The sequence below is a fragment of the Acetobacter malorum genome (genome assembly GCF_002153605.1).
Classification (GTDB): Bacteria; Pseudomonadota; Alphaproteobacteria; order Acetobacterales; family Acetobacteraceae; genus Acetobacter; species Acetobacter malorum_A.
Window position 1 is genome coordinate 1 of sequence record NZ_JOPG01000005.1, and the last position, 18,360, is coordinate 18,360.

17 protein-coding genes are annotated in these 18,360 nt (G+C 61.5%); 13 read left to right on the forward strand and 4 right to left on the reverse strand.

Annotated elements, in window-relative coordinates; all coding sequences use genetic code 11:
- On the reverse strand, positions 1-1,072 hold a 1,072-nt coding region (locus HK23_RS01810), incomplete at its 3' end, for an aspartate aminotransferase family protein (RefSeq protein ID WP_086652817.1).
- Positions 1,073-1,319: 247 nt separating this feature from the next.
- Here HK23_RS01810 and HK23_RS01815 point away from each other — a divergent pair.
- The 12 genes from HK23_RS01815 (at position 1,320) to HK23_RS01870 (ending at position 13,637) form a co-directional block, all read left to right on the forward strand.
- Positions 1,320-1,997, forward strand: coding sequence for a RecX family transcriptional regulator (locus HK23_RS01815; RefSeq protein WP_086652666.1), 678 nt, complete (start codon positions 1,320-1,322; stop codon positions 1,995-1,997).
- Positions 1,994-2,452, forward strand: coding sequence for a CHAP domain-containing protein (locus tag HK23_RS01820; protein ID WP_086652667.1), 459 nt, complete (start codon positions 1,994-1,996; stop codon positions 2,450-2,452). The genes HK23_RS01815 and HK23_RS01820 overlap by 4 nt, the downstream gene beginning before the upstream one ends.
- A gap of 169 nt (positions 2,453-2,621) precedes the next feature.
- Positions 2,622-2,873 (forward strand): twin-arginine translocase TatA/TatE family subunit, encoded by a 252-nt coding sequence (locus tag HK23_RS01825; RefSeq protein WP_086652668.1) that lies wholly within the window; start codon positions 2,622-2,624, stop codon positions 2,871-2,873.
- Between the two features lie 77 nt (positions 2,874-2,950).
- Complete coding sequence (locus HK23_RS01830) at positions 2,951-3,571, forward strand: methylthioribulose 1-phosphate dehydratase (RefSeq protein ID WP_086652669.1); 621 nt, start codon at positions 2,951-2,953, stop codon at positions 3,569-3,571.
- Positions 3,568-4,113, forward strand: a complete 546-nt coding sequence (locus HK23_RS01835; protein ID WP_063907979.1) for a 1,2-dihydroxy-3-keto-5-methylthiopentene dioxygenase — start codon at positions 3,568-3,570, stop codon at positions 4,111-4,113. The genes HK23_RS01830 and HK23_RS01835 overlap by 4 nt, the downstream gene beginning before the upstream one ends.
- Entirely contained in the window at positions 4,110-4,826 is a 717-nt protein-coding gene (gene mtnC / locus HK23_RS01840) for an acireductone synthase (protein ID WP_086652670.1), read from the forward strand. Before HK23_RS01835 ends, mtnC begins: the two co-directional genes overlap by 4 nt.
- Complete coding sequence (locus HK23_RS01845; RefSeq protein ID WP_179193763.1) at positions 4,823-5,770, forward strand: bifunctional riboflavin kinase/FAD synthetase; 948 nt, start codon at positions 4,823-4,825, stop codon at positions 5,768-5,770. The genes mtnC and HK23_RS01845 overlap by 4 nt, the downstream gene beginning before the upstream one ends.
- A gap of 128 nt (positions 5,771-5,898) precedes the next feature.
- Positions 5,899-8,823, forward strand: a complete 2,925-nt coding sequence (gene ileS / locus HK23_RS01850) for an isoleucine--tRNA ligase (RefSeq protein ID WP_086652818.1) — start codon at positions 5,899-5,901, stop codon at positions 8,821-8,823.
- An 11-nt stretch (positions 8,824-8,834) separates the two neighbouring features.
- Complete coding sequence (gene lspA / locus HK23_RS01855) at positions 8,835-9,320, forward strand: signal peptidase II (RefSeq protein ID WP_063908360.1); 486 nt, start codon at positions 8,835-8,837, stop codon at positions 9,318-9,320.
- 56 nt (positions 9,321-9,376) lie between these two features.
- Positions 9,377-9,907 carry a DUF3035 domain-containing protein gene (locus HK23_RS01860; RefSeq protein WP_063907980.1) on the forward strand — a complete coding sequence of 177 codons (531 nt, stop codon included), beginning with the start codon at positions 9,377-9,379 and terminating at the stop codon, positions 9,905-9,907.
- 15 nt (positions 9,908-9,922) lie between these two features.
- On the forward strand, positions 9,923-11,992 hold the full coding sequence (mutL, locus tag HK23_RS01865; protein WP_086652671.1) for a DNA mismatch repair endonuclease MutL: 2,070 nt from the start codon (positions 9,923-9,925) through the stop codon (positions 11,990-11,992).
- A gap of 127 nt (positions 11,993-12,119) precedes the next feature.
- Positions 12,120-13,637: a complex I subunit 4 family protein gene (locus HK23_RS01870; protein ID WP_086652672.1), complete on the forward strand. Its 1,518-nt coding sequence runs from the start codon at positions 12,120-12,122 to the stop codon at positions 13,635-13,637.
- Between the two features lie 49 nt (positions 13,638-13,686).
- On the opposite strand, the gene HK23_RS01875 is transcribed toward HK23_RS01870, so the two are convergent.
- The 3 genes from HK23_RS01875 to HK23_RS01885 form a co-directional block, all read right to left on the reverse strand.
- Entirely contained in the window at positions 13,687-14,589 is a 903-nt protein-coding gene (locus HK23_RS01875) for an EamA family transporter (RefSeq protein WP_086652673.1), read from the reverse strand.
- A 61-nt stretch (positions 14,590-14,650) separates the two neighbouring features.
- A complete protein-coding gene (parE, locus tag HK23_RS01880) occupies positions 14,651-16,675 on the reverse strand; it encodes a DNA topoisomerase IV subunit B (protein ID WP_063907981.1) in 2,025 nt (674 codons plus the stop codon).
- A 110-nt stretch (positions 16,676-16,785) separates the two neighbouring features.
- Entirely contained in the window at positions 16,786-17,325 is a 540-nt protein-coding gene (locus HK23_RS01885) for a hypothetical protein (protein WP_063907982.1), read from the reverse strand.
- Positions 17,326-17,775: 450 nt separating this feature from the next.
- On the opposite strand from HK23_RS01885, the gene HK23_RS01890 reads away from it, so the two are divergent.
- Positions 17,776-18,321 carry a hypothetical protein gene (locus HK23_RS01890; RefSeq protein ID WP_063907983.1) on the forward strand — a complete coding sequence of 182 codons (546 nt, stop codon included), beginning with the start codon at positions 17,776-17,778 and terminating at the stop codon, positions 18,319-18,321.
- Positions 18,322-18,360: the final 39 nt, after the last annotated feature.

An 18,360-nucleotide genomic window follows, 5' to 3' on the forward strand; every position in this document is an offset into this window, starting at 1 on the left:
CCCCCGCCGTTACGCACAGCAGGTCAGCCTCCTGTGCGGCAGCCTGCACCGTGCCAACCGGCGGCACGCAACGCAGGCCAATCAGCAGGCCGAGGCCGCGCCGTTCTGCAAAAATGGACGGTGCGCTTTGCACCAGCTCATCCAGCAAGCCGTCAAGCAAGGTCGCGCGGGCGCAGACCTGATCCAGAAAGCCGGGGGCCAGCAGAACATCCAGCACCGCATTGCCGGCTGTGCAGGCCAGCGGGTTACCACCAAAGGTTGTGCCGTGTGTGCCTGCCGTCATGTTTTTAGCCACGGCTTCCGTCGCCAGAACGGCTCCGATGGGGAAGCCCCCGCCCAGACCTTTGGCGGCGGACATCACATCCGGCGTAATCCCGGCCCATTCATGCGCAAACAGCTTGCCAGTCCGGCCCACGCCGCACTGCACTTCATCCAGTGCCAGCAGCACGCCGGTTTCATCACACAGCGCGCGGACGGCTTTCAGATACTCAGGGCTGGCGACCTTGATGCCGCTTTCCCCCTGAATGGGTTCCAGCATGATGGCGGCGGTCTGCGGAGTAATGGCGGCTTTCAGGGCCGCGATGTCATTAAACGGCACATGGACAAACCCCGGAACAGGCGTGCCGAAGCCTTCCAGATATTTCGGGTTGCCGGTGGCGGAGAGCATGGCCAGCGTCCGGCCATGGAATGCGCCATCCATGCAGATAATGTCCGTCCGTTCCGGGTGGCCGGACATGGCCTGCGCCCGGCGGGCGAACTTCACCATGCCTTCATTGGCTTCCGCGCCGGAATTGCAGAAGAACACGCTGTCCGCAAAGCTGTTGGCCACCAGCCGTTCCGCCAGCCGTGTGGCCTGCGGGATCTGGAACAGGTTGGACACGTGCATCACACGCCCCACCTGCTCGGTGAGTTCTTTGACCATATGCGGGTGCGCATGCCCGATGGAGCAGGTGGCAATGCCCGCGGCAAAGTCCAGGAATCGTCGCCCGTCCGTCGTGTACAGCCAGGCGCCTTCGCCACGCTCAAAAGCGAGGGGGGCACGGTTGTAGGTCGGTGTCAGGGCTGGAATCATGGAATAATTCTTTGTGTTGCGTGTGAGGTGGTCATCAAAAAAGGAAAAGAGTGCAAAACAGAAAAGGCCCGCTGCCTGATTTGGAGCGGGCGACCCGTTTGCACCCGGCATGATGACGGTGTCCTGCGGGCAGAGTCAAACGTCTAAAACGAAAATCTCGCATGAAACTGTCACATTTCTTGCGCAGGGGACGGGTAAATGGGTCAGGAATGGTCTTTTTGCAGCAAAGTGAGGCATAAGGTCAGGCATGGGATCTGACACCGCACCCCCTTCCGATGTTCCGCCGCCTGACCGGAAGGTGTTGAGAGAAGCGGCTCTGGCGCATCTGGCGCGCTTTTCCACCACGAGGCAGGGGCTGGAGCAGGTGTTGCTGCGCCGCATTGCCCGCTGGGAGCGCAGCGCCCTGAAGGCCGGAGCAGAGCAGGAAGATGTACGCGCTACAGCCGCCGCTCTGCGCCCGGTGGTGGAAAGTGTTGCGGAGGATATGATCCGGCTGGGCGCCGTGGATGACGCCGCTTTTGCGCAGGCCCGCGCCCGCAGGCTGGTGCGCTCCGGGCGCTCTGGCCGGGCTGTGCAGGCGCATCTGGCCGCCCGTGGGGTGGAAGCTGATGTGCGTGAGGCCGCCTTGCAGGAGGTGGTCGAAGGGTTTTCTCCTGCGGAAGTTGAGTTGTCTTCCGCTCTTGTGCTGGCGCGCAAGCGGCGGCTGGGGCCGTTTGCCGGGCTGCCATCGCTCCGCCCACCGCGTGCCTCTGCTGCGAAGGAAGAAGAGGGCGGCCGCAGGCTGAGCCCGGAAGAGGCTGAGGAACGTCGCGCCATGGGCATTCTGGCCCGCGCGGGGTTTGGGCGGGACGTGGCACAGCGGGTGCTGGAGATGGACCCTGCGGAAGCGCAGGAGTGGATGGAGCGTTTGAGGGCCGAGTCGTGAAGCGTTGGAGTGTTCTGTTACTGCCGCTGTTGCTGGCAGCCTGTGCCGGGCACGGCGGATGGGGTGGGTCTGTGCAGTGCGCCCCCTATGCGCGGGAGCATTCCGGCGTTCAGTTGCGCGGGGCAGCGGCCAGCTGGTGGCGGCAGGCCGGAGGGCGTTATACCCGCACCTCCGCACCGGAGCCGGGCGAGGTGCTGGTGTTCCGCTCTACCCGGCGTTTGCCGTCCGGGCATGTCTCTGTGGTGCGGGTGGTGAAAAATTCACGCCTTGTGCTGGTGGACCACGCTAACTGGGAGCCGGGGCGGGTGACGCGCCGTGCGCCGGTGGAGGATGTCTCACCGGGCAATAACTGGACACAAGTGCGTGTCTGGTGGTCGCCTATTCACGCCATGGGGAAAACCGTCTACCCTGCGTATGGATTTATAGAACCTGTGCTGGAGGGCGGCAGCTCCTGATGCTGGCGTCCGTCGGGTGATCAGTCCGCAGGGCATTTTGCCCCGTTTTTCAGGCCCGGCAGAGAGATCGGGCTTGCATGATGGGGGAAGCGCCGCCATGTGGTCAGAACAGAAACAGGGAATTTTGGCCGTTCGCAGTGCGCCGGCCTTATAAACAGAGGGCTGTTGAATGGGTAGCTTAAGCATCTGGCACTGGCTGATTGTGCTTGCGGTTGTGCTGGTGGTTTTTGGCGGTGGCGGCAAGATCAGCTCCATGATGGGTGATTTCGCGAAGGGGATTAAATCCTTCAAGAAACACATGGCGGATGATGAACCGATGGATGAACCGGCTCCCCGTGCCGGTGGCCATATTTCGCCCCCGCCTGCCGCCAGCCCGGCAGACCCCGCTGCTGTGCAGCCTGAAAAAACACACCAGCCCTGAGGCCTGCCGCACGGCACGGCAGGACGCAGGCCGCCTTCGGGCGGTCCGCAGGCTGAAGACAAAGCCGGATTTAAAGCATGAGCGAAACCATGACGGATTTTGCACGCGCCACGCAGGACATTCTGGTGGCTGGGCAGCGGATGGATGCGCGTGGCTGGGTGCCCGCTACGGCCGGGAATATCAGCCGCCGCCTGCCGGATGGGCGCATCGCCATTACGCGCTCCGGTTGCCATAAGGGCTTCCTGCAGGCGGCGGATGTCATCACGGTTGATGACGCCGGAAAGCCGCACCGCAACGGCGATAAGCCGAGTGCGGAAACGCTTCTGCATTGCCAGATCTATCAGCAGGACCCCACGGCAGGCGCAGTGCTGCACGGGCATTCCGTAGCCGCGACCGTGCTTTCTATGGTCGAGAAAGGCCCGGCCCTTCACCTTGCAGACTATGAAGTGCTGAAAGTGTTTGAAGGCCAGACCACGCACGAAACGTCTGTGCCGGTGCCTCTGTTTGAGAACGATCAGGACATTGCCCGTCTGGCGCAGGTGGTTGCCCCATCTTTCGGTAGTATGGCGGCGGGGTACATTATTCGCGGCCACGGTGTGTATGTGTGGGGTAAGGATATGCCAACCGCACTGGCACGGCTGGAAGGACTGGAATTCCTGCTGGCGTGCCTGCTGGAAAGAAGGAAGCTGGGCCTGTGAGCACGCTGACCATCTATCAGGATACCGTCCCTGAAACCCCGGTTTTGCAGACGCAGGACCCGGTGGAAATCGCCAGCCAGCTGCGCCCGCTGGGTGTGCGGTTTGAGCGGTGGGAAGGCCCGGAAATTCCGCCACGCTCAGCCGATGCGGAAACGGTGCTGGCCACTTATCGCCCGTTTCTGGACAAGCTGATGGGCGAGACGGGGGCTGGCTCGGCTGACGTCATGCGCGTGGACCCCAACACGCCTAACCTTCCTGCGCTGCGGGCCAAATTCTTGTCCGAACATACGCACAGCGAAGATGAAGTGCGCTTTTTTGTGCATGGCTCCGGCCATTTCATCCTGCACGTAGCGGACAAGATCTACGATGTGGAATGCACCCAGACAGACCTGATTTCCGTGCCCGAAGGCACGAAGCACTGGTTTGATGCCGGGCCTGCGCCGGATGTGGTGGCTCTGCGGATTTTCACCCACAAGGAAGGCTGGGTTGCGGACTATACCGGCACCGACCTTGCAAACCGTTTTATGGCTTACGATCAATGAGTTCAGTGTCTCACACGCCGCGCGTCGTCCTGCTGGATATTGAGGGCACAACGGCCCCGGTCTCCTTCGTGCATCAGGTGCTGTTCCCTTATGCCCGCACCCATCTGCCCAAGCTGGTGGCCGAGCAGGCGCATGACCCGGTGGTGCATGAGCAGCTGGAAGAAATTGCCCGTCTGGCCCCCGGCGTGCCGCCTATGGAACAGCTGACGCGCTGGATGGATGAGGACGCTAAGGTCGGCCCGCTCAAGGCGCTTCAGGGCATTGTGTGGGGGCAGGGCTATCAGCGGGGGGAACTGATTGCCAGTCTCTACCCGGATGTGGTGCCTGCGCTGGAAGCCTGGTCCAAAGCCGGGCTGACGCTGGCGGTGTATTCCTCCGGGTCCGAACCTGCGCAGAAGCTGATTTACGGGCATACGCAGCAGGGTGACGTCACACCGCTGTTCAGCCGGTTTTTTGACCTGCGCGTGGGTGGCAAGAAAGACGAGAAGAGCTATCGCAACATCCTGCTGGAAACCGGCTGGGAGCCTGAGGATGTGCTGTTTCTGTCTGACGTAACGGCTGAGCTGGATGCCGCAGCGGATGCGGGTTTGCAGGTTTGCCAGATTGTCCGCCCGGATGATGGCACGGTGGCGGGCAAGCGCCACCCGGTGGCGGCTACTCTGCCGGAGGCTGCGCGCCTGTTCGGTCTGCCCGGTGCGGAGCCGCAGGCGTGATCAGGGCGCAGCTGCACGAGAACTGGAAGGCCATCCCCGATGAAGCTCGTGGCTGCGCTGCTGCTCTGGGGAATTTTGATGGGGTGCATCTTGGGCACGCTCATCTGGTGCACACCCTCCATTCCGCCCGGCCTGACCTACCTCTGGCTGTGGTGACGTTTGACCCGCACCCGCGGGAACTGTTCCGCCCGCAGGACCCGCCGTTCCGCCTCACTCTGTCAGCTGAAAAGCTGGCAGCGCTTGAGGCGCTAGGCGTGCGGCATGTTTTCCAGATTAAGTTTGATGAAGCCTTCTCCCAGATGTCTGCCGAGCGGTTTGTGGAGGATGTGCTGTATGATGCGCTGGGCCTGAAGCATGTGGCCTGCGGGCCGGATTTTGCTTTTGGCCATCGGCGCGGCGGCGATGTGACGTTCCTGTCTGAACGCTCGGCAGAACTGGGCATGGGCTTTACGCCCGTGCAGGCCCTCTCCGACGGAGCTGGACCGTATTCTTCCTCCCGCATCCGGCGACTGTTGCAGGATGGCTACCCGGAACGGGCGGCGGAAGAACTGGGGCGCCCGTGGTTTATCCGGGGTGAGGTGCAGCATGGCGACAAGCGTGGCCGCTTGCTGGGTTTCCCGACGGCCAATATTCCGCTCGGGCGGCATCTGGAGCCTGCACGCGGCGTGTATGCCGTCACGGTGCGGCTGCCCAACGGCCAGACCCGGCCCGGTGTGGCCAATATCGGCCGCCGCCCGACCATTAATGACGGGCAGGAAAGCCGGCTGGAAGTCAATCTGTTTGACTTTGACGGGGACCTGTATGGCCAGACCCTCTCGGTAGCGTTGCACCGCATGTTGCGGGCGGAAAAACGCTTTGAGGGGCTGGACGCGCTGAAAGACCAGATCAGGCAGGATGCCGTGCAGGCTCGTGGCGTTCTGGAAGAAGAACTGCGCGGGAATTAACCCTGATAATGCCCCTTGCAGCTTGACCCTTTGGGCTTGCGCTTGGATAACGGATAAACGTGCAGGTCTGCCAGTCTGGCGGGCCTGTTGTTGTGCCGAACCCGAACCAGAGTGACACCTGCCGTTCCATGTCTAAATCCAGCAGCAGTGATTCAGAGAAAAGCGCTAACGCCGATCTGTATCGCGATACCGTCTTTCTGCCCCGCACGTCCTTCCCTATGCGTGGCAACCTGCCAAAGCGGGAGCCGGACTGGCTTGCCCGGTGGGCTGAGATTGGGCTGGATGAGCAGATAAAGCAGCAGGCGGAAGGGCGTCAGCCGTTCACGCTGCATGATGGCCCTCCGTATGCCAACGGCCATCTGCACATCGGCCACGCGATGAACAAGATCAACAAGGACGTCATCAACCGCGCCCACCGTATGTCCGGCTATGCCGTGCGGTATGTGCCCGGCTGGGACTGCCATGGTCTGCCCATCGAGTGGAAGGTGGAAGAAGAATACCGCAAGGCCAAACGGGATAAGGATTCCGTGCCGACGCTGGAATTCCGTGCGGAATGCCGGGCCTATGCCGCCAAATGGCTGGGCGTGCAGATGGAAGAGTTCAAGCGTCTGGGCGTGCAGGCCGAATGGGCCAACCGCTACGCGACCATGGATTTCTCTTCCGAATCCGCCATTGTCGGGGAAATCGGGCGTTTTCTGCTGAATGGCGGGCTGTATCGTGGCCTGCGTCCGGTGATGTGGAGCCCGGTTGAAAAGACCGCGCTGGCCGAAGCCGAAATTGAATATCACGACCACAAATCCACAACCATTCTGGTGGCTTTCCCCATTGTGAAAGACCCCACCCCGGCGCATGCGCTGAAGGATGTGTCCGTGGTGATCTGGACCACCACTCCGTGGACCATCCCCGGCAACCGCGCGCTGGCGTATGGGCCGGAGATCACCTACGTGGTGCTGCGTGTGGATGAAACGCGTGAGGGGGCTCTGCTGGAGCCGGGTGCCAAGGTTCTGGTGGCTGAAGCACTGGTGGACAGCTTCTGTAATGAAGCCCACGTTTCCGCGCACCACATTCTCTACACCCTGCCGGGCGAGGCGCTGAAGGGGGCCGTCTGCGCGCATCCGCTGCGTGGCTCCGGCTATGACTATGATGTGCCGATGCTGCCGGGTGATTTTGTCACGACGGAAGCAGGCACGGGCCTTGTGCACATGGCCCCGGCCCATGGTGAGGACGACTTCCGCCTGTGCAAGGAATACGGCGTGGAAGTGCCGGAAACCGTGCAGGATGATGGCACGTATGCGCCGTGGGTTCCGGGCTTTGCCGGTGTGCATGTGTTCAAGGCCGCAGACCCGGTCTGTGCGACGCTGACCGCCGTGATGGAGCAGGCCAACGCCGCAGGCACAGCCCCCGCCGGTCTGGTGGCGCGTGGTGAACTGGTTCACTCCTATCCGCATTCCTGGCGGTCCCGCGCTCCGGTCATCTATCGCGCCACGCCGCAATGGTTCATCCGCATGGATGGCGAATCCGCACTCCGTCAGAAGGCGCTGGATGCGCTGGATGATGTGACGTTTGTGCCCGCACAGGCCCGCAATCGCCTGACGTCCATGATCGAAAATCGCCCCGACTGGTGCATCAGCCGCCAGCGCGCATGGGGCGTGCCGATTGCCGTGTTTGTTGAAAAACGCACCGGCGAAGTCCTGCGGGATGCGGACGTGATGCAGCGCGTTGTGGACATCTTCCGTGAGGAAGGGGCCGACGCATGGTACAGCTCTCCGGCCTCTCGCTTCCTTGGGGAAGGGCGCAACGCGGACGACTACGAGCAGGTGTTCGACATTGTCGATGTCTGGTTCGAGAGTGGCTCCACCCATTCCTTCGTGCTCGGCCAGCCGGGTCTGTCCTTCCCGGCGGATCTGTATCTGGAAGGGTCTGACCAGCATCGCGGCTGGTTCCAGTCCTCGCTGCTGGAAAGCGTTGGCACACGTGGCATCTCACCGTTCAAGGCCGTTGTGACCAACGGTTTTGTGCTGGATGAGCATGGGCGCAAAATGTCCAAATCTCTGGGCAACGTAATTGCGCCGCAGGAAGTGAATGATAATCTGGGCGCAGATATCCTGCGCCTGTGGGTCATGAATTCCGATACCAATGAAGATCTGCGCATCGGTAAGGAAATCCTCAAGCAGCAGGGCGAACTCTATCGCCGCCTGCGTAATACGCTGCGCTGGCTGCTGGGGGCTCTGGATGGCTTTACGGAAGAAGAAGCGCTGCCGTATGACCAGCTTCCGGAACTGGAACGCTGGGTGCTGCACCGCCTGACCGATCTGGGCGGCCTGATGGCTCGCGCTGTGGAAACGCATGAATGGGTTGGGGTTTATCCGGCTCTGCATGGCTTCTGCACCACGGATTTGTCTGCTTTCTACTTCGATATCCGCAAGGACACGCTTTATTGCGATGCACCGTCCAGCCTGACGCGCCGCGCGGCGCGCACGGTTCTGGACCATCTGCATCGCTGCCTGACGACGTGGCTGGCACCCGTGCTGGTCTTTACGGCGGAAGAAGCGTGGACGGCCCGCTTTGGAGACGGTGAAAGCGTGCATTTGCAGGCCTTTCCGGATCTGCCGGCTGAATGGAGCAACCCGGAACTGGATGAACGCTGGACGCGCCTGCGCGGTGTGCGGCGTATCATCACCACGGAAATTGAAGGTGCCCGGCGTGATGGCATCGTGGGCTCCTCGTTGCAGGCGCAGGTGGAACTCACCCTTTCTGAAGAGGAAGCCGGAGAGTTTGCCGGGGTGAACTGGAGCGAGCTGGCCATTGTCTCGCACGTGGATGTGCTGATCGCCCCGCAGAGCGGTTCGGTTTACGTTGAGGGTGACGAAGGTGGTGAACTGCATGGTGCCCCGGTTGTGCGTCCGGCAGAGGGTGAGAAATGCGCCCGCTGCTGGAAAGTGCTGCCGGAAACCGGCACACGTGCGGATGCGCCGGGCCTGTGCCTGCGCTGTGCCGATGTAGTGGCGGAGCGGGAACAGCAGGTGGTGACGGCTGTGCAGGAGGGCGCGTGAGCACACCGCTTATGCGCCGGCCCTTCGGCATCGGTTTTCTGGTGCTGATGCTGGCTCTCTCGGCCGATCAGCTCAGCAAATACTGGATTTTGTATGGGCTGGATCTGCCGGACCGCGTGTCCGTCAAGGTCATGCCGGGGCTGAACTTTACCATGGTCTGGAACCATGCTGTGACGTTCGGGATGTTTGGTGGCTTAGGCAATGCCGGGCGGATTCTGTTCTCTGTTATCGCGCTCAGCGTGGCCGGTGGTCTGCTGGTGTGGATGGCCAGAACCCCCAGTAAACTGACCGCCGCCTGCGTGGGGGCCATTACTGGCGGGGCCATTGGCAACGTTATTGACCGCGTGCGTTATGGCGCGGTGGTCGATTTTATTCATGCACATGCTTTTGGTTGGTCATGGTATGTGTTTAATGTGGCTGACTCTGCTATTGTATGTGCAGTCTGTGTTCTGGTGTTGCAGAGCGTCTTCTCTGACAGGCAGCAGCAGGCATCGTGATTTATAAAGCAACCTGTCGTACCGGCAGGCTGGGCAGGAAGGATATAAGACAGAAGATGGCGTGCCGTGTCTCGACACTGATTTCTCCGCTGCTTCTTCTGGGTGGCTGCGTAATGCTGACCGGGTGTTCCGGGACGGAAGCCGCCCGTGCGTTCGGGCTGGAACGCAGTATGCCGGATGAATACACCGTCACCACTCGTGCGCCGCTGTCCATGCCGCCCATGGATGCGCTGGCCAAGCCGGTGAGCGGCGCAGACCGCCCGCAGGATGAGAGTGAACGCCTGCAGGCTCTGGAAACGCTCTCCCCCGATGTGGCGCTGCGCGGCACCAACGGGGACACCAGCGGCGCCCAGACCATTCTGGTGAATGAAGCGGCAGACGCTTCCGATGCGCCGGATGAAGGCGAGCTCGGGGCTGCTGGGTCCGGCTTTGTGAGCCAGCTGATGTTCTGGAAAGGTGGTAATGCCGGGTCCGCTGTGGATGCGGATGCGGAAAACCGCCGCCTGAAAGCCAATGCGGCTCTGGGGAACAAGCCGACAAAAGGCGTAACCCCCACAGTGCACCCCAAAAAATCCGGCCTGTTCTAAGGCTGAGGTCTGACCATGTCGGACCGGCTTTCTTCCTCATCTGAAATTTCCGGCACCTTGCCGCTGCGGCCCACGCTGCGGCGGCTGCCGGAAGTTCTGGTAAACCGCATTGCTGCGGGTGAGGTGATTGAACGCCCTGCGGCTGCCCTTAAGGAACTGGTGGAAAACGCCATTGATGCCGGGGCAAAGCGGCTGGATGTCAGCCTGCAAAATGGCGGGATTGACCAGATTATTGTGACGGATGACGGGAACGGCATGTTCCCGGAGGAACTCACGCTGGCGGTTGAACGCCATTGTACGTCCAAATTGCAGGACGAATCCCTCGTTCATATTCGCACCCTTGGTTTCCGGGGGGAGGCGCTGCCCTCCATCGGCGCTGCGGCGCGGCTGAGCATAACCTCCCGCCCGCGTGGCGAGAGTGGCGCGTGGAAAATCCGCGTCGAAGGCGGCAAGATTTTCCCGCCCGAACCCAGTGCTGGCGCACCGGGTACCAGTGTGGTGGTGGAAGACCTGTTTTTTGCCACCCCGGCCCGCCGCAAGTTTCTCAAAAGCGCCCGCGTTGAAGGCCGCCATGCTGAAAGCGTCATCCGGCGTCTGGCGCTGGCGGTGCCGGACACGGCGTTCCGCTTCAGCATGGATGACCGCGTGGTGTTTGACCTGCCAGCGCAGGATATGGCGGCGCGGGCTGCGGCCCTGCTGGGGGCGAATGAGGCTGATGGTTTCCTGAAAATTCACGGCGAGCGGGATGGCATGACGCTCTCGGGCTTTGCCTGTGGGCCGTCCGTGCATCGTGCAACGGCGGCAGGGCAGTTCATGCTGGTCAATGGCCGCCCGGTGGTCGACCCGGTTTTGAAAACCGCCGTGCGCGTGGCGTATCGGCGGGTCATTGAGCACGGGCGGCATCCTGTGGTGGCGCTAATGCTCACCATCCCACCCGACCGCGTGGACGTGAACGTTCACCCCGCCAAAACAGAATTGCGCTTTGCGGATGAGGCTTCTGTCCGCTCTCTGGTGATCGGCACATTGGGGCGCGCTCTGGAAGCTGGAGCAGGGAGCGTTGGCGTCCGGCCTTCGTTCTCCGCCGTCAGACCGGGCCGCATCTGGTATCCGCCGGAAAATCCACCGCAACAGCCAGCGCCTCCCGCACCGGGCCCGCGGCCTGTGCCCTATGCCACGCAGGGGAGCTTTGCCGAGCCGCGCCTCGGGCTGGGCGATACCCCGTCTGCCCGCATGCTGCCGCCGTTACCTGCGGTCGAGGAGGCAGACCCGTATAGGCACGGACACGGGCCTGACGCAGACGGTGTTCTGCCCGGTGCAGATAACTTTGATGAGGCTTCCAACACGGCCTTTTCACCGGATGGGCAGACACAAGACGGGCGGGTGCCTCCCGGTTATGCTCAGGGCGGTGCTGGGTGGGATGCAGGCGGCATGGTGCCGGGCGCATCACCGGAGTCGTATCCTGCCGGATCTGCCCCGCAGGCCGCCGCGCACCCCTTGGGGGCGGCGGTGGCGCAGGTGCTGGATACCTACATTATTGCGGTGGCAGCGGACGGTAGCCTTGTGCTGGTAGACCAGCATGCCGCGCACGAACGGCTGACGCATGAGCGGCTGCGGGAGCAGTTCCTCAGCGGGAGTATACGCGGCCAGCGCCTGCTGGTGCCGGATGTGGTGGAACTGCCACGCGGACAGGTGGATGTGTTGGTCAGCCGGCAGGAGATGCTGGCTAAACTCGGCATTGAACTGGAAGCCTTTGGGGGCACTGCCGTGCTGGTGCGCGCGCTTCCTGCCATGCTGAACACCACGGATGCCATTGGCTTGCTGCGGGATCTGGCCGAAGAGCTGGAAGCAGATGATGCAGGCGCGCCGGATGAAATGCCCTCGCTGGACGGACGGCTGGACGCAGTGATTGCCCGCATGGCCTGCCACGGCAGTATTCGCGCCGGGCGGCGCCTGAGCCGGGAAGAGATGGATGCCCTCTTGCGGCAGATGGAAGCCACGCCGCGCGCTGGCACCTGTTCCCACGGGCGGCCAACCTGGCTGAAAATGACAAAAAACGATCTGGAAAAATTGTTCGGGCGGCGGTGAGATGCCGCAGGTTCTCACAGAGTATTGGCGTGTGCTCTGCGGAACGTGAACAGCACTTCTCTGGTTTCTCTTTCTAAAAGAGCGCAGGGTCAGAGTGAAGTGATGCAATCTGGATGGTAAAAACGCCGTGCCCCACGCTCTGCTGTCTCTGATAACTTATATCCCACTGGCTGGTGCGCTGGTGGTCTGGCTTTTTTGTCGGGGAGGGGAGGCGCAGAACCTTCTGGCCCGGCGGATCGGGCTGGGCACCAGTCTGGCCGTTCTGGCGTTGAGCGTAGCACTTTGGTGCGGCTTTAACCCGGCAACACCGGGCTTACAGTTTGAAACCCAGCTGGGCTGGGTCGCAGATGCAGGGATCTCCTATCATACCGGGGTAGATGGCATCTCGCTGGTGTTTATCCTGCTCACGGCGTTTCTCACACCACTGGCTATGGCGGCGGGGGCGCGCAGCATCCGCACGCAGGCGCGGGAGTTTGTCGCGGCCATGCTGCTGCTGGAAACGGCACTTTTTGGCTTGTTTTCCGCGCAGGACCTGCTGCTGTTCTATGTGTTTTACGAAGCAACACTGATCCCCGCGAGTCTGATGATCGGCATCTGGGGCGGCCCCAAACGGGCATGGGCCTCGTTGCAGTTCTTCCTGTTCACGTTTGGCGGCTCGCTGTTCATGCTCATCGCGCTGATCGTGATGTGGCAGCAGGCCGGCACTACGGATATCCCGGCGCTGATGCAGGCAGGGTTTTCCCATTCCCTGCAAGGCTGGCTGCTACTGGCCTTCCTGCTGGCCTTTGGCGTGAAGCTGCCGTTGTTCCCGCTGCATGCCTGGCTGCCGGATGCGTATTCCGAGGCACCGGCACCGGCCTCCGCCATGCTCTCCGGCGTGCTGTCCAAAACCGGGGCATATGGGCTGCTGCGCTTTGGGGTGCTGATGTTCCCGGATGCCGCGCATCTGTTCGCACCCTATGTGCTGGCGCTGGGCGTGGTGGCGATTCTCTATGCTGCTTTTGTCGCCTTTGCGCAGACGGATATGAAGCGCGTGATCGCCTATTCTTCCTTTTCCCACATGGGCATGATTGCTGTGGGGCTGTTCACGCTGACGGCGGAAGGGATCGACGGGGCTATTTTTCAGATGCTCTCGCACGGGGTGGTGATTGCGGCACTGTTCTTCTGTGTTTCCGCGGTCGCCCTCCGCTCGGACACGCAGCAGATTTCCGCTCTGGGCGGAGTGGCTCGGCAAATGCCGGTGCTGGCACTGCTGACCATGCTGTTCACCATGGCCAATATCGGCCTGCCCGGCACGGGTTCCTTTGTGGGGGAAGTGTTGGTGCTGATGGGGGCAATTCATGTCTCGTTCTGGGTGGCGCTGCTGGCTGGGGGCACCATGATCATGGGGGCGGTGTATATGCTCTCCCTGTATCGTCGGGTGCTGTTTGGCGGCTTGCAGGGCACGGTGCATCTGCTGCGTGACCTGAGTGTGGGGGAAATTGCGGTGCTGGCGCCGCTGGCGCTTGTCACGCTCTGGATGGGCATTCATCCGGGCAGCTTTACACGCCTGTTTGACCCGGTGGTGATGCAGGCCATGCATCATGGCCCCCTCGCAACGACGGCCTCTTTGCCGGACGCCACGGTGCATCTGGCAGCCCGATAAAACCGCGCTTTATAGTTCTGCTCTGTCCGGCGTTGGTGTGGGGGCTGTTTTACTGCGGTAACTCAGGCTGTTCGTTCGGCGGGCCTTTTTTACCCGGGGTCAGCACTGTGCCGGCAGACGCCAGCACGATGCACAGAATGCCGCCCATGCGCAGAGGGGAAAGGGTTTCGTGCAGCAGCAGAATCCCGGCACAGGCTGCACACACAGGTTCCAGACTATACAGCACGCCCAGATCCCGCGCGGAGAGCCGGTGCATAGCCTGCATCTCCAGCGCATAAGGCAGGGCGGAGGAGCTCAGGGCCACCAGCACGGCCATACCCAGCAAGAGCGGGTGATGCAGGCCGATGACGAATGCCGGGGTAAAGCAGGGCAGGAAGAGGATCACCGCGCTGCACAGCAGGCCCAGCGCGCAGGCGTGGCCGGGGGCAAGCTTGCCCGTCATGCGTTTGCCAAAAATGATATAGAGCGCCCAGCAGATGGCGGCTCCCACGGCATACACAACGCCCAGCATATCAGGCAGGGCGGCTGTATCCGGGCGCAGTAGCAGGCACAGGCCCAGCACTGTCAGCACAATCCAGCCAAGATCAGCCAGCCTGCGGGAGCCAATAAAGGCCAGAAATAACGGGCCGGTAAATTCAATGGCGACAGTCATGCCCAGCGGGATGCGTTCCAGCGCCAGATAGAAGCACAGGTTCATCCCGGCAATGGCAATGCCGTAAGGCAGGACAAGCCGGAGAGTGCGGCGTGAGATGGCGTGCCAGCTGCGGAAAAACACAACCAGCGCGGTAGCCGCAAAGGTCGTGCGCAGACCAACCATGCCCGCCGCGCCAAAAAGCGGGAACAGCGACTTGGCCAGAGACGAGCCAAACTGAAGGCAGACCATGCTGCCCACCAGCTGGGTCAGGGCCAGCAGGCGTTCCTTGACGGGGCTGGTGGCAAAAGAAGCGGGCATGCTCAGACCTGTCCAGAAGTCCGGAGCATGCCGAACATGACGTTAGAAAAGGGGGGCTGGATCATACATCCAGCAGTTCACCAACAGACTGAGCATGTTCCTGAATGAAGGCAAAGCGCAGCTCCGGCTTGCGGCCCATCAGGCTTTCCACCCTTTCCCGCGTAGCCAGCCGGTCTTCCGGCAGGGCCACTACCCGCAGCAGCGTGCGGCGTTTGGGGTCCATAGTGGTTTCTTTCAGGTCACCCGGAGGCATTTCGCCCAAACCTTTAAAGCGGGAGACATCAATTTTGCCTTTTGACTTAAAGGCCGTCTTCATTTTGCGCTCGCGGTCGGCATCATCCATCGCATAGACGGTGTGTGCCCCCTGCGTCAGCCGATAGAGCGGGGGCTGGGCCAGATAGAGCCGCCCGTTGCGGATCAGATCCGGCAGCTCCCGGTAGAAGAACGTCATGAGCAGTGAGGCAATATGCGCACCGTCCACGTCAGCATCGGTCATGATGATGACGCGCCCGTAGCGCAGCTTGCTCAGCTCAAACCGGTCCCCTGAGCCACAGCCGAGGGCTTCGATCAGATCGCGGAGTTCCTGATTGGCGCGGAGTTTTTCCGTGGTGGCGCTGGCCACGTTCAGAATTTTGCCGCGCAGAGGTAGGACCGCCTGTGTTTCCCGGTTACGGGCCTGCTTGGCGGAGCCACCAGCGGAGTCGCCCTCCACCAGAAAAATTTCGGTTTCCTCGGCGCGTTCCCGCGTGCAGTCCGTCAGCTTGCCCGGCAGGCGCAGGCGGCGTGTCGCACTTTTACGCGGTGTATCTTTCTGCTCACGGCGGCGCAGGCGTTCTTCGGCGCGCTCAATCACAAAGCCGAGCAGGGCATCGGCCTGCGGCGGGTTCTGGGCCAGCCAGTGGTCGAACCGGTCGCGCAGGGCGGTTTCCACCAGCTTGCTGGCTTCGGACGAAGTCAGCTTTTCCTTGGTCTGGCCCTGAAACTGCGGGTCCCGAATAAAGACGGACAGCTTGGCGGCAATCATACCCAGCACATCTTCCGCCGTGATGGAGGCCGCTTTCTTGTTAGACCGCTGGTCTCCCCAGGCGCGCAGGCCTTTGACCAGCGCGTTACGGAAGCCCGTCTCATGCGTGCCACCCTGCGGGGTGGGGATGGTGTTACAGTAGGAGGCCAGCGCAGCGGTGCCGCTTTCCAGAAACGCCACAGCCCATTCCACGCGGCCATTATCTGTGCCGTCGGAAGCAGGGGGCAGGCTGGCGTCACCAGCCCAGAGCGGGGTGAGCAGCGGAGCGGAAGCACCGAGTTCATCCGTCAGGCTGTCGGCCAGACCGCCGGGGAAGTGCAGCGTGGCTTCCGTCGGGGTTTCATCCCCCGCTTTGATGAGAGACGGATCACACGACCAGCGAATGGTCACGCCGCGGAACAGGAACGCCTTGGAGCGGCACAGCTTGTAGAGTCGGGACGGCACAAAAACGTGCGAACCGAAAATGAGCGTATCTGGCTGGAATGTAATCTGGGTGCCACGCCGGTTTTGCGTGGGGCCGACCTTTTCCAGCGCCGTGACGGGTTTTCCGCGTTCATAGGCCTGCCGCCAGATGGCGCGGTCGCGGGCAATTTCCACATCCATGCGGGAGGAGAGGGCGTTCACGACGGAAGACCCGACTCCGTGCAGGCCGCCGGACGTCGCGTAGGCCTTGCCGGAGAACTTACCGCCTGCATGCAGGGTGGTGAGGATAACTTCCAGCGCGGAGCGGTCCGGAAAGCGCGGATGCGCATCAACAGGAATACCGCGTCCGTTATCGCGAATGGTCAGACGATTTTCCGGGTCCAACCGCACATCAATGGCCGAGGCATGGCCAGCCACGGCTTCATCCATCGCGTTGTCCAGAACCTCGGCGGCAAGGTGATGCAGGGCGGCCTCATCCGTACCGCCGATATACATACCGGGGCGGCGGCGGACTGGCTCAAGCCCTTCCAGAACCTCAATGGCGCTGGCGTCATAAGCCTGGGGGCTGGTCTCAGCTTTGGTCGCAGTTTTTCCCGAAGGTTTGCGGGAAGGCGGGGGCGCAGAAAACAGGTCGCTCATGGATATGGTCTGTCCCGCTTTGTCGCTGATTCGTCAAGCAGGCCTGATCGGGAGAGGCGACGGATGGTCGGGCCTGAAATGTCATACCATCCGTCGCCAGGCAGAGTGCCTCAGGCGCGACGTGTGGTTTTTGCTTTGGCTTTTGTTGCGCGGCGTGCCGGACGAGCTGAATGAGAGGCGGCGGGAGCTGCACAGGTTTCAAAAGAAGCCGGCTGGGTGACGTCTTTGGCTTCCGTGTAGTTGGCCAGATCTTCAGAGCTTTCCAGAGCATTCACTTCGTCAAACATTGCAATGCGCTGCATGCAGAAGATGGTGCCGGACTGAAGGCCTTTTTCGGACTGAATGTTGGCCAGCTGCGTGATGTAATCATCATGTTCACGCTGGGCGCTGCTGCCATAGGTGCTGCGGAAATAAGTATTGAGCTTCTGCTCTTCATTCAGCAGCGTGGTGCGGAACTTGCCGACAAACGCATTGTAACGGTCCTGCGCGTTGCAGGAGAGAGCCGTGACCATCAGCTCACTTTTCAGAGCCTGAATATCGAACGCTTCATGCGCCGGGGAGTGGCCGCACGGGGTGGCAGCAAGCGTTACGGTGCTGTGCAGCACACCAAAAGCAACGGCACCAGCGGCAAGAAAACGGGAAAAAGACATGCGGGTCCTCCGATACAAGCTGGAGCGGGCGTGCCTCTTCACATCAAGGTCTCCCCGGCAGGCTCAGCGTATGAAACGGTTTTCGACAAGGTTTGATGAACGAAATAGCGTATTCAGCAGAGAAAGATAGAAGTATTTTTTCATACCGTGTCTCAGCATTACAGCACGCTGGAAGTCTCATCACATTCAGGCAGGCCGGAACACACGGGTGACACAGTGTGGTCTTCCAAACTCTTAATTTCGGGCAAAATGATGTCGCTTTTTCAAAAGTGAGGCAGCCCTGCGGGGAGATGCTCTTTATCCCCCTTTCTTCCTTCCGCAGTATGTTCTAAACGCAAAGACGAATCATGCGGCACAGCGGGAAGTGGGCATAAGTTTGCCCTATTTGCCCGCAATAGAGTGCGCAGAAGGTTCATGTGTACTTAATAAATAGTGAAGCGGAGCTGTCGAGTGCGCTTGCGAGGAATTGCCGTTTTGGCGCTAACTGGTGGTATGCTTGCCGGCTGTGCGACTACAGGTGGGCCAGTTAACTCCGGGTCTCCCAACCCGTTTGGGTATATGAAGAAATCTGCGGTCTGCCAGACCACGCCGCTGAAAAAGGCCGCTGATGGCAGCCTGAGCACCACCATGACGGTGCGTTCGGACGATGGCCTGTGTGACCTGAAGGTTTCTCAGGATAACGGGAAGGCCTATGCCTCCTTTGGTGTTTCTCCCGCTCCGGAACACGGTAAGGCGTTCCTGTACAGCCTGGATAACGACACGCATGTGACCTACACCCCGACCATGGCTTACGCCGGTCAGGATACGTTCACGGCTATTCTGGTGCCGGGTCCGGGTGAAAAACGCACCCGTCTGACGGTGACAGCTCAGGTTGACGCCACGGGTGTTGTTCTGCCCCGGCCTGTTGTTCCAGCGGAACCCAAAGCTGAAGCAACAAAAACGACCGCTAAAAAGGCCACCACGACCCGTCGTCGTGTGGTGAGCCACAAGAAATAAGTCTCTGATTTGTGCAGCGTCTCCGGGTTTACGGGGGCG

What these genes read in the sequence shown, in the direction of transcription:
- mtnC (WP_086652670.1), top strand. Translation starts at nt 4,110, where the DNA reads ATGAGTTCAGTGTCTCACACGCCGCGCGTCGTCCTGCTGGATATTGAG.
- parE (WP_063907981.1), bottom strand. Translation starts at nt 16,675, where the DNA reads ATGAGCGACCTGTTTTCTGCGCCCCCGCCTTCCCGCAAACCTTCGGGA.
- lspA (WP_063908360.1), top strand. Translation starts at nt 8,835, where the DNA reads ATGCGCCGGCCCTTCGGCATCGGTTTTCTGGTGCTGATGCTGGCTCTC.
- HK23_RS01875 (WP_086652673.1), bottom strand. Translation starts at nt 14,589, where the DNA reads ATGCCCGCTTCTTTTGCCACCAGCCCCGTCAAGGAACGCCTGCTGGCC.
- HK23_RS01815 (WP_086652666.1), top strand. Translation starts at nt 1,320, where the DNA reads ATGGGATCTGACACCGCACCCCCTTCCGATGTTCCGCCGCCTGACCGG.
- mutL (WP_086652671.1), top strand. Translation starts at nt 9,923, where the DNA reads ATGTCGGACCGGCTTTCTTCCTCATCTGAAATTTCCGGCACCTTGCCG.
- HK23_RS01830 (WP_086652669.1), top strand. Translation starts at nt 2,951, where the DNA reads ATGAGCGAAACCATGACGGATTTTGCACGCGCCACGCAGGACATTCTG.
- HK23_RS01885 (WP_063907982.1), bottom strand. Translation starts at nt 17,325, where the DNA reads ATGTCTTTTTCCCGTTTTCTTGCCGCTGGTGCCGTTGCTTTTGGTGTG.
- HK23_RS01860 (WP_063907980.1), top strand. Translation starts at nt 9,377, where the DNA reads ATGGCGTGCCGTGTCTCGACACTGATTTCTCCGCTGCTTCTTCTGGGT.
- ileS (WP_086652818.1), top strand. Translation starts at nt 5,899, where the DNA reads ATGTCTAAATCCAGCAGCAGTGATTCAGAGAAAAGCGCTAACGCCGAT.
- HK23_RS01825 (WP_086652668.1), top strand. Translation starts at nt 2,622, where the DNA reads ATGGGTAGCTTAAGCATCTGGCACTGGCTGATTGTGCTTGCGGTTGTG.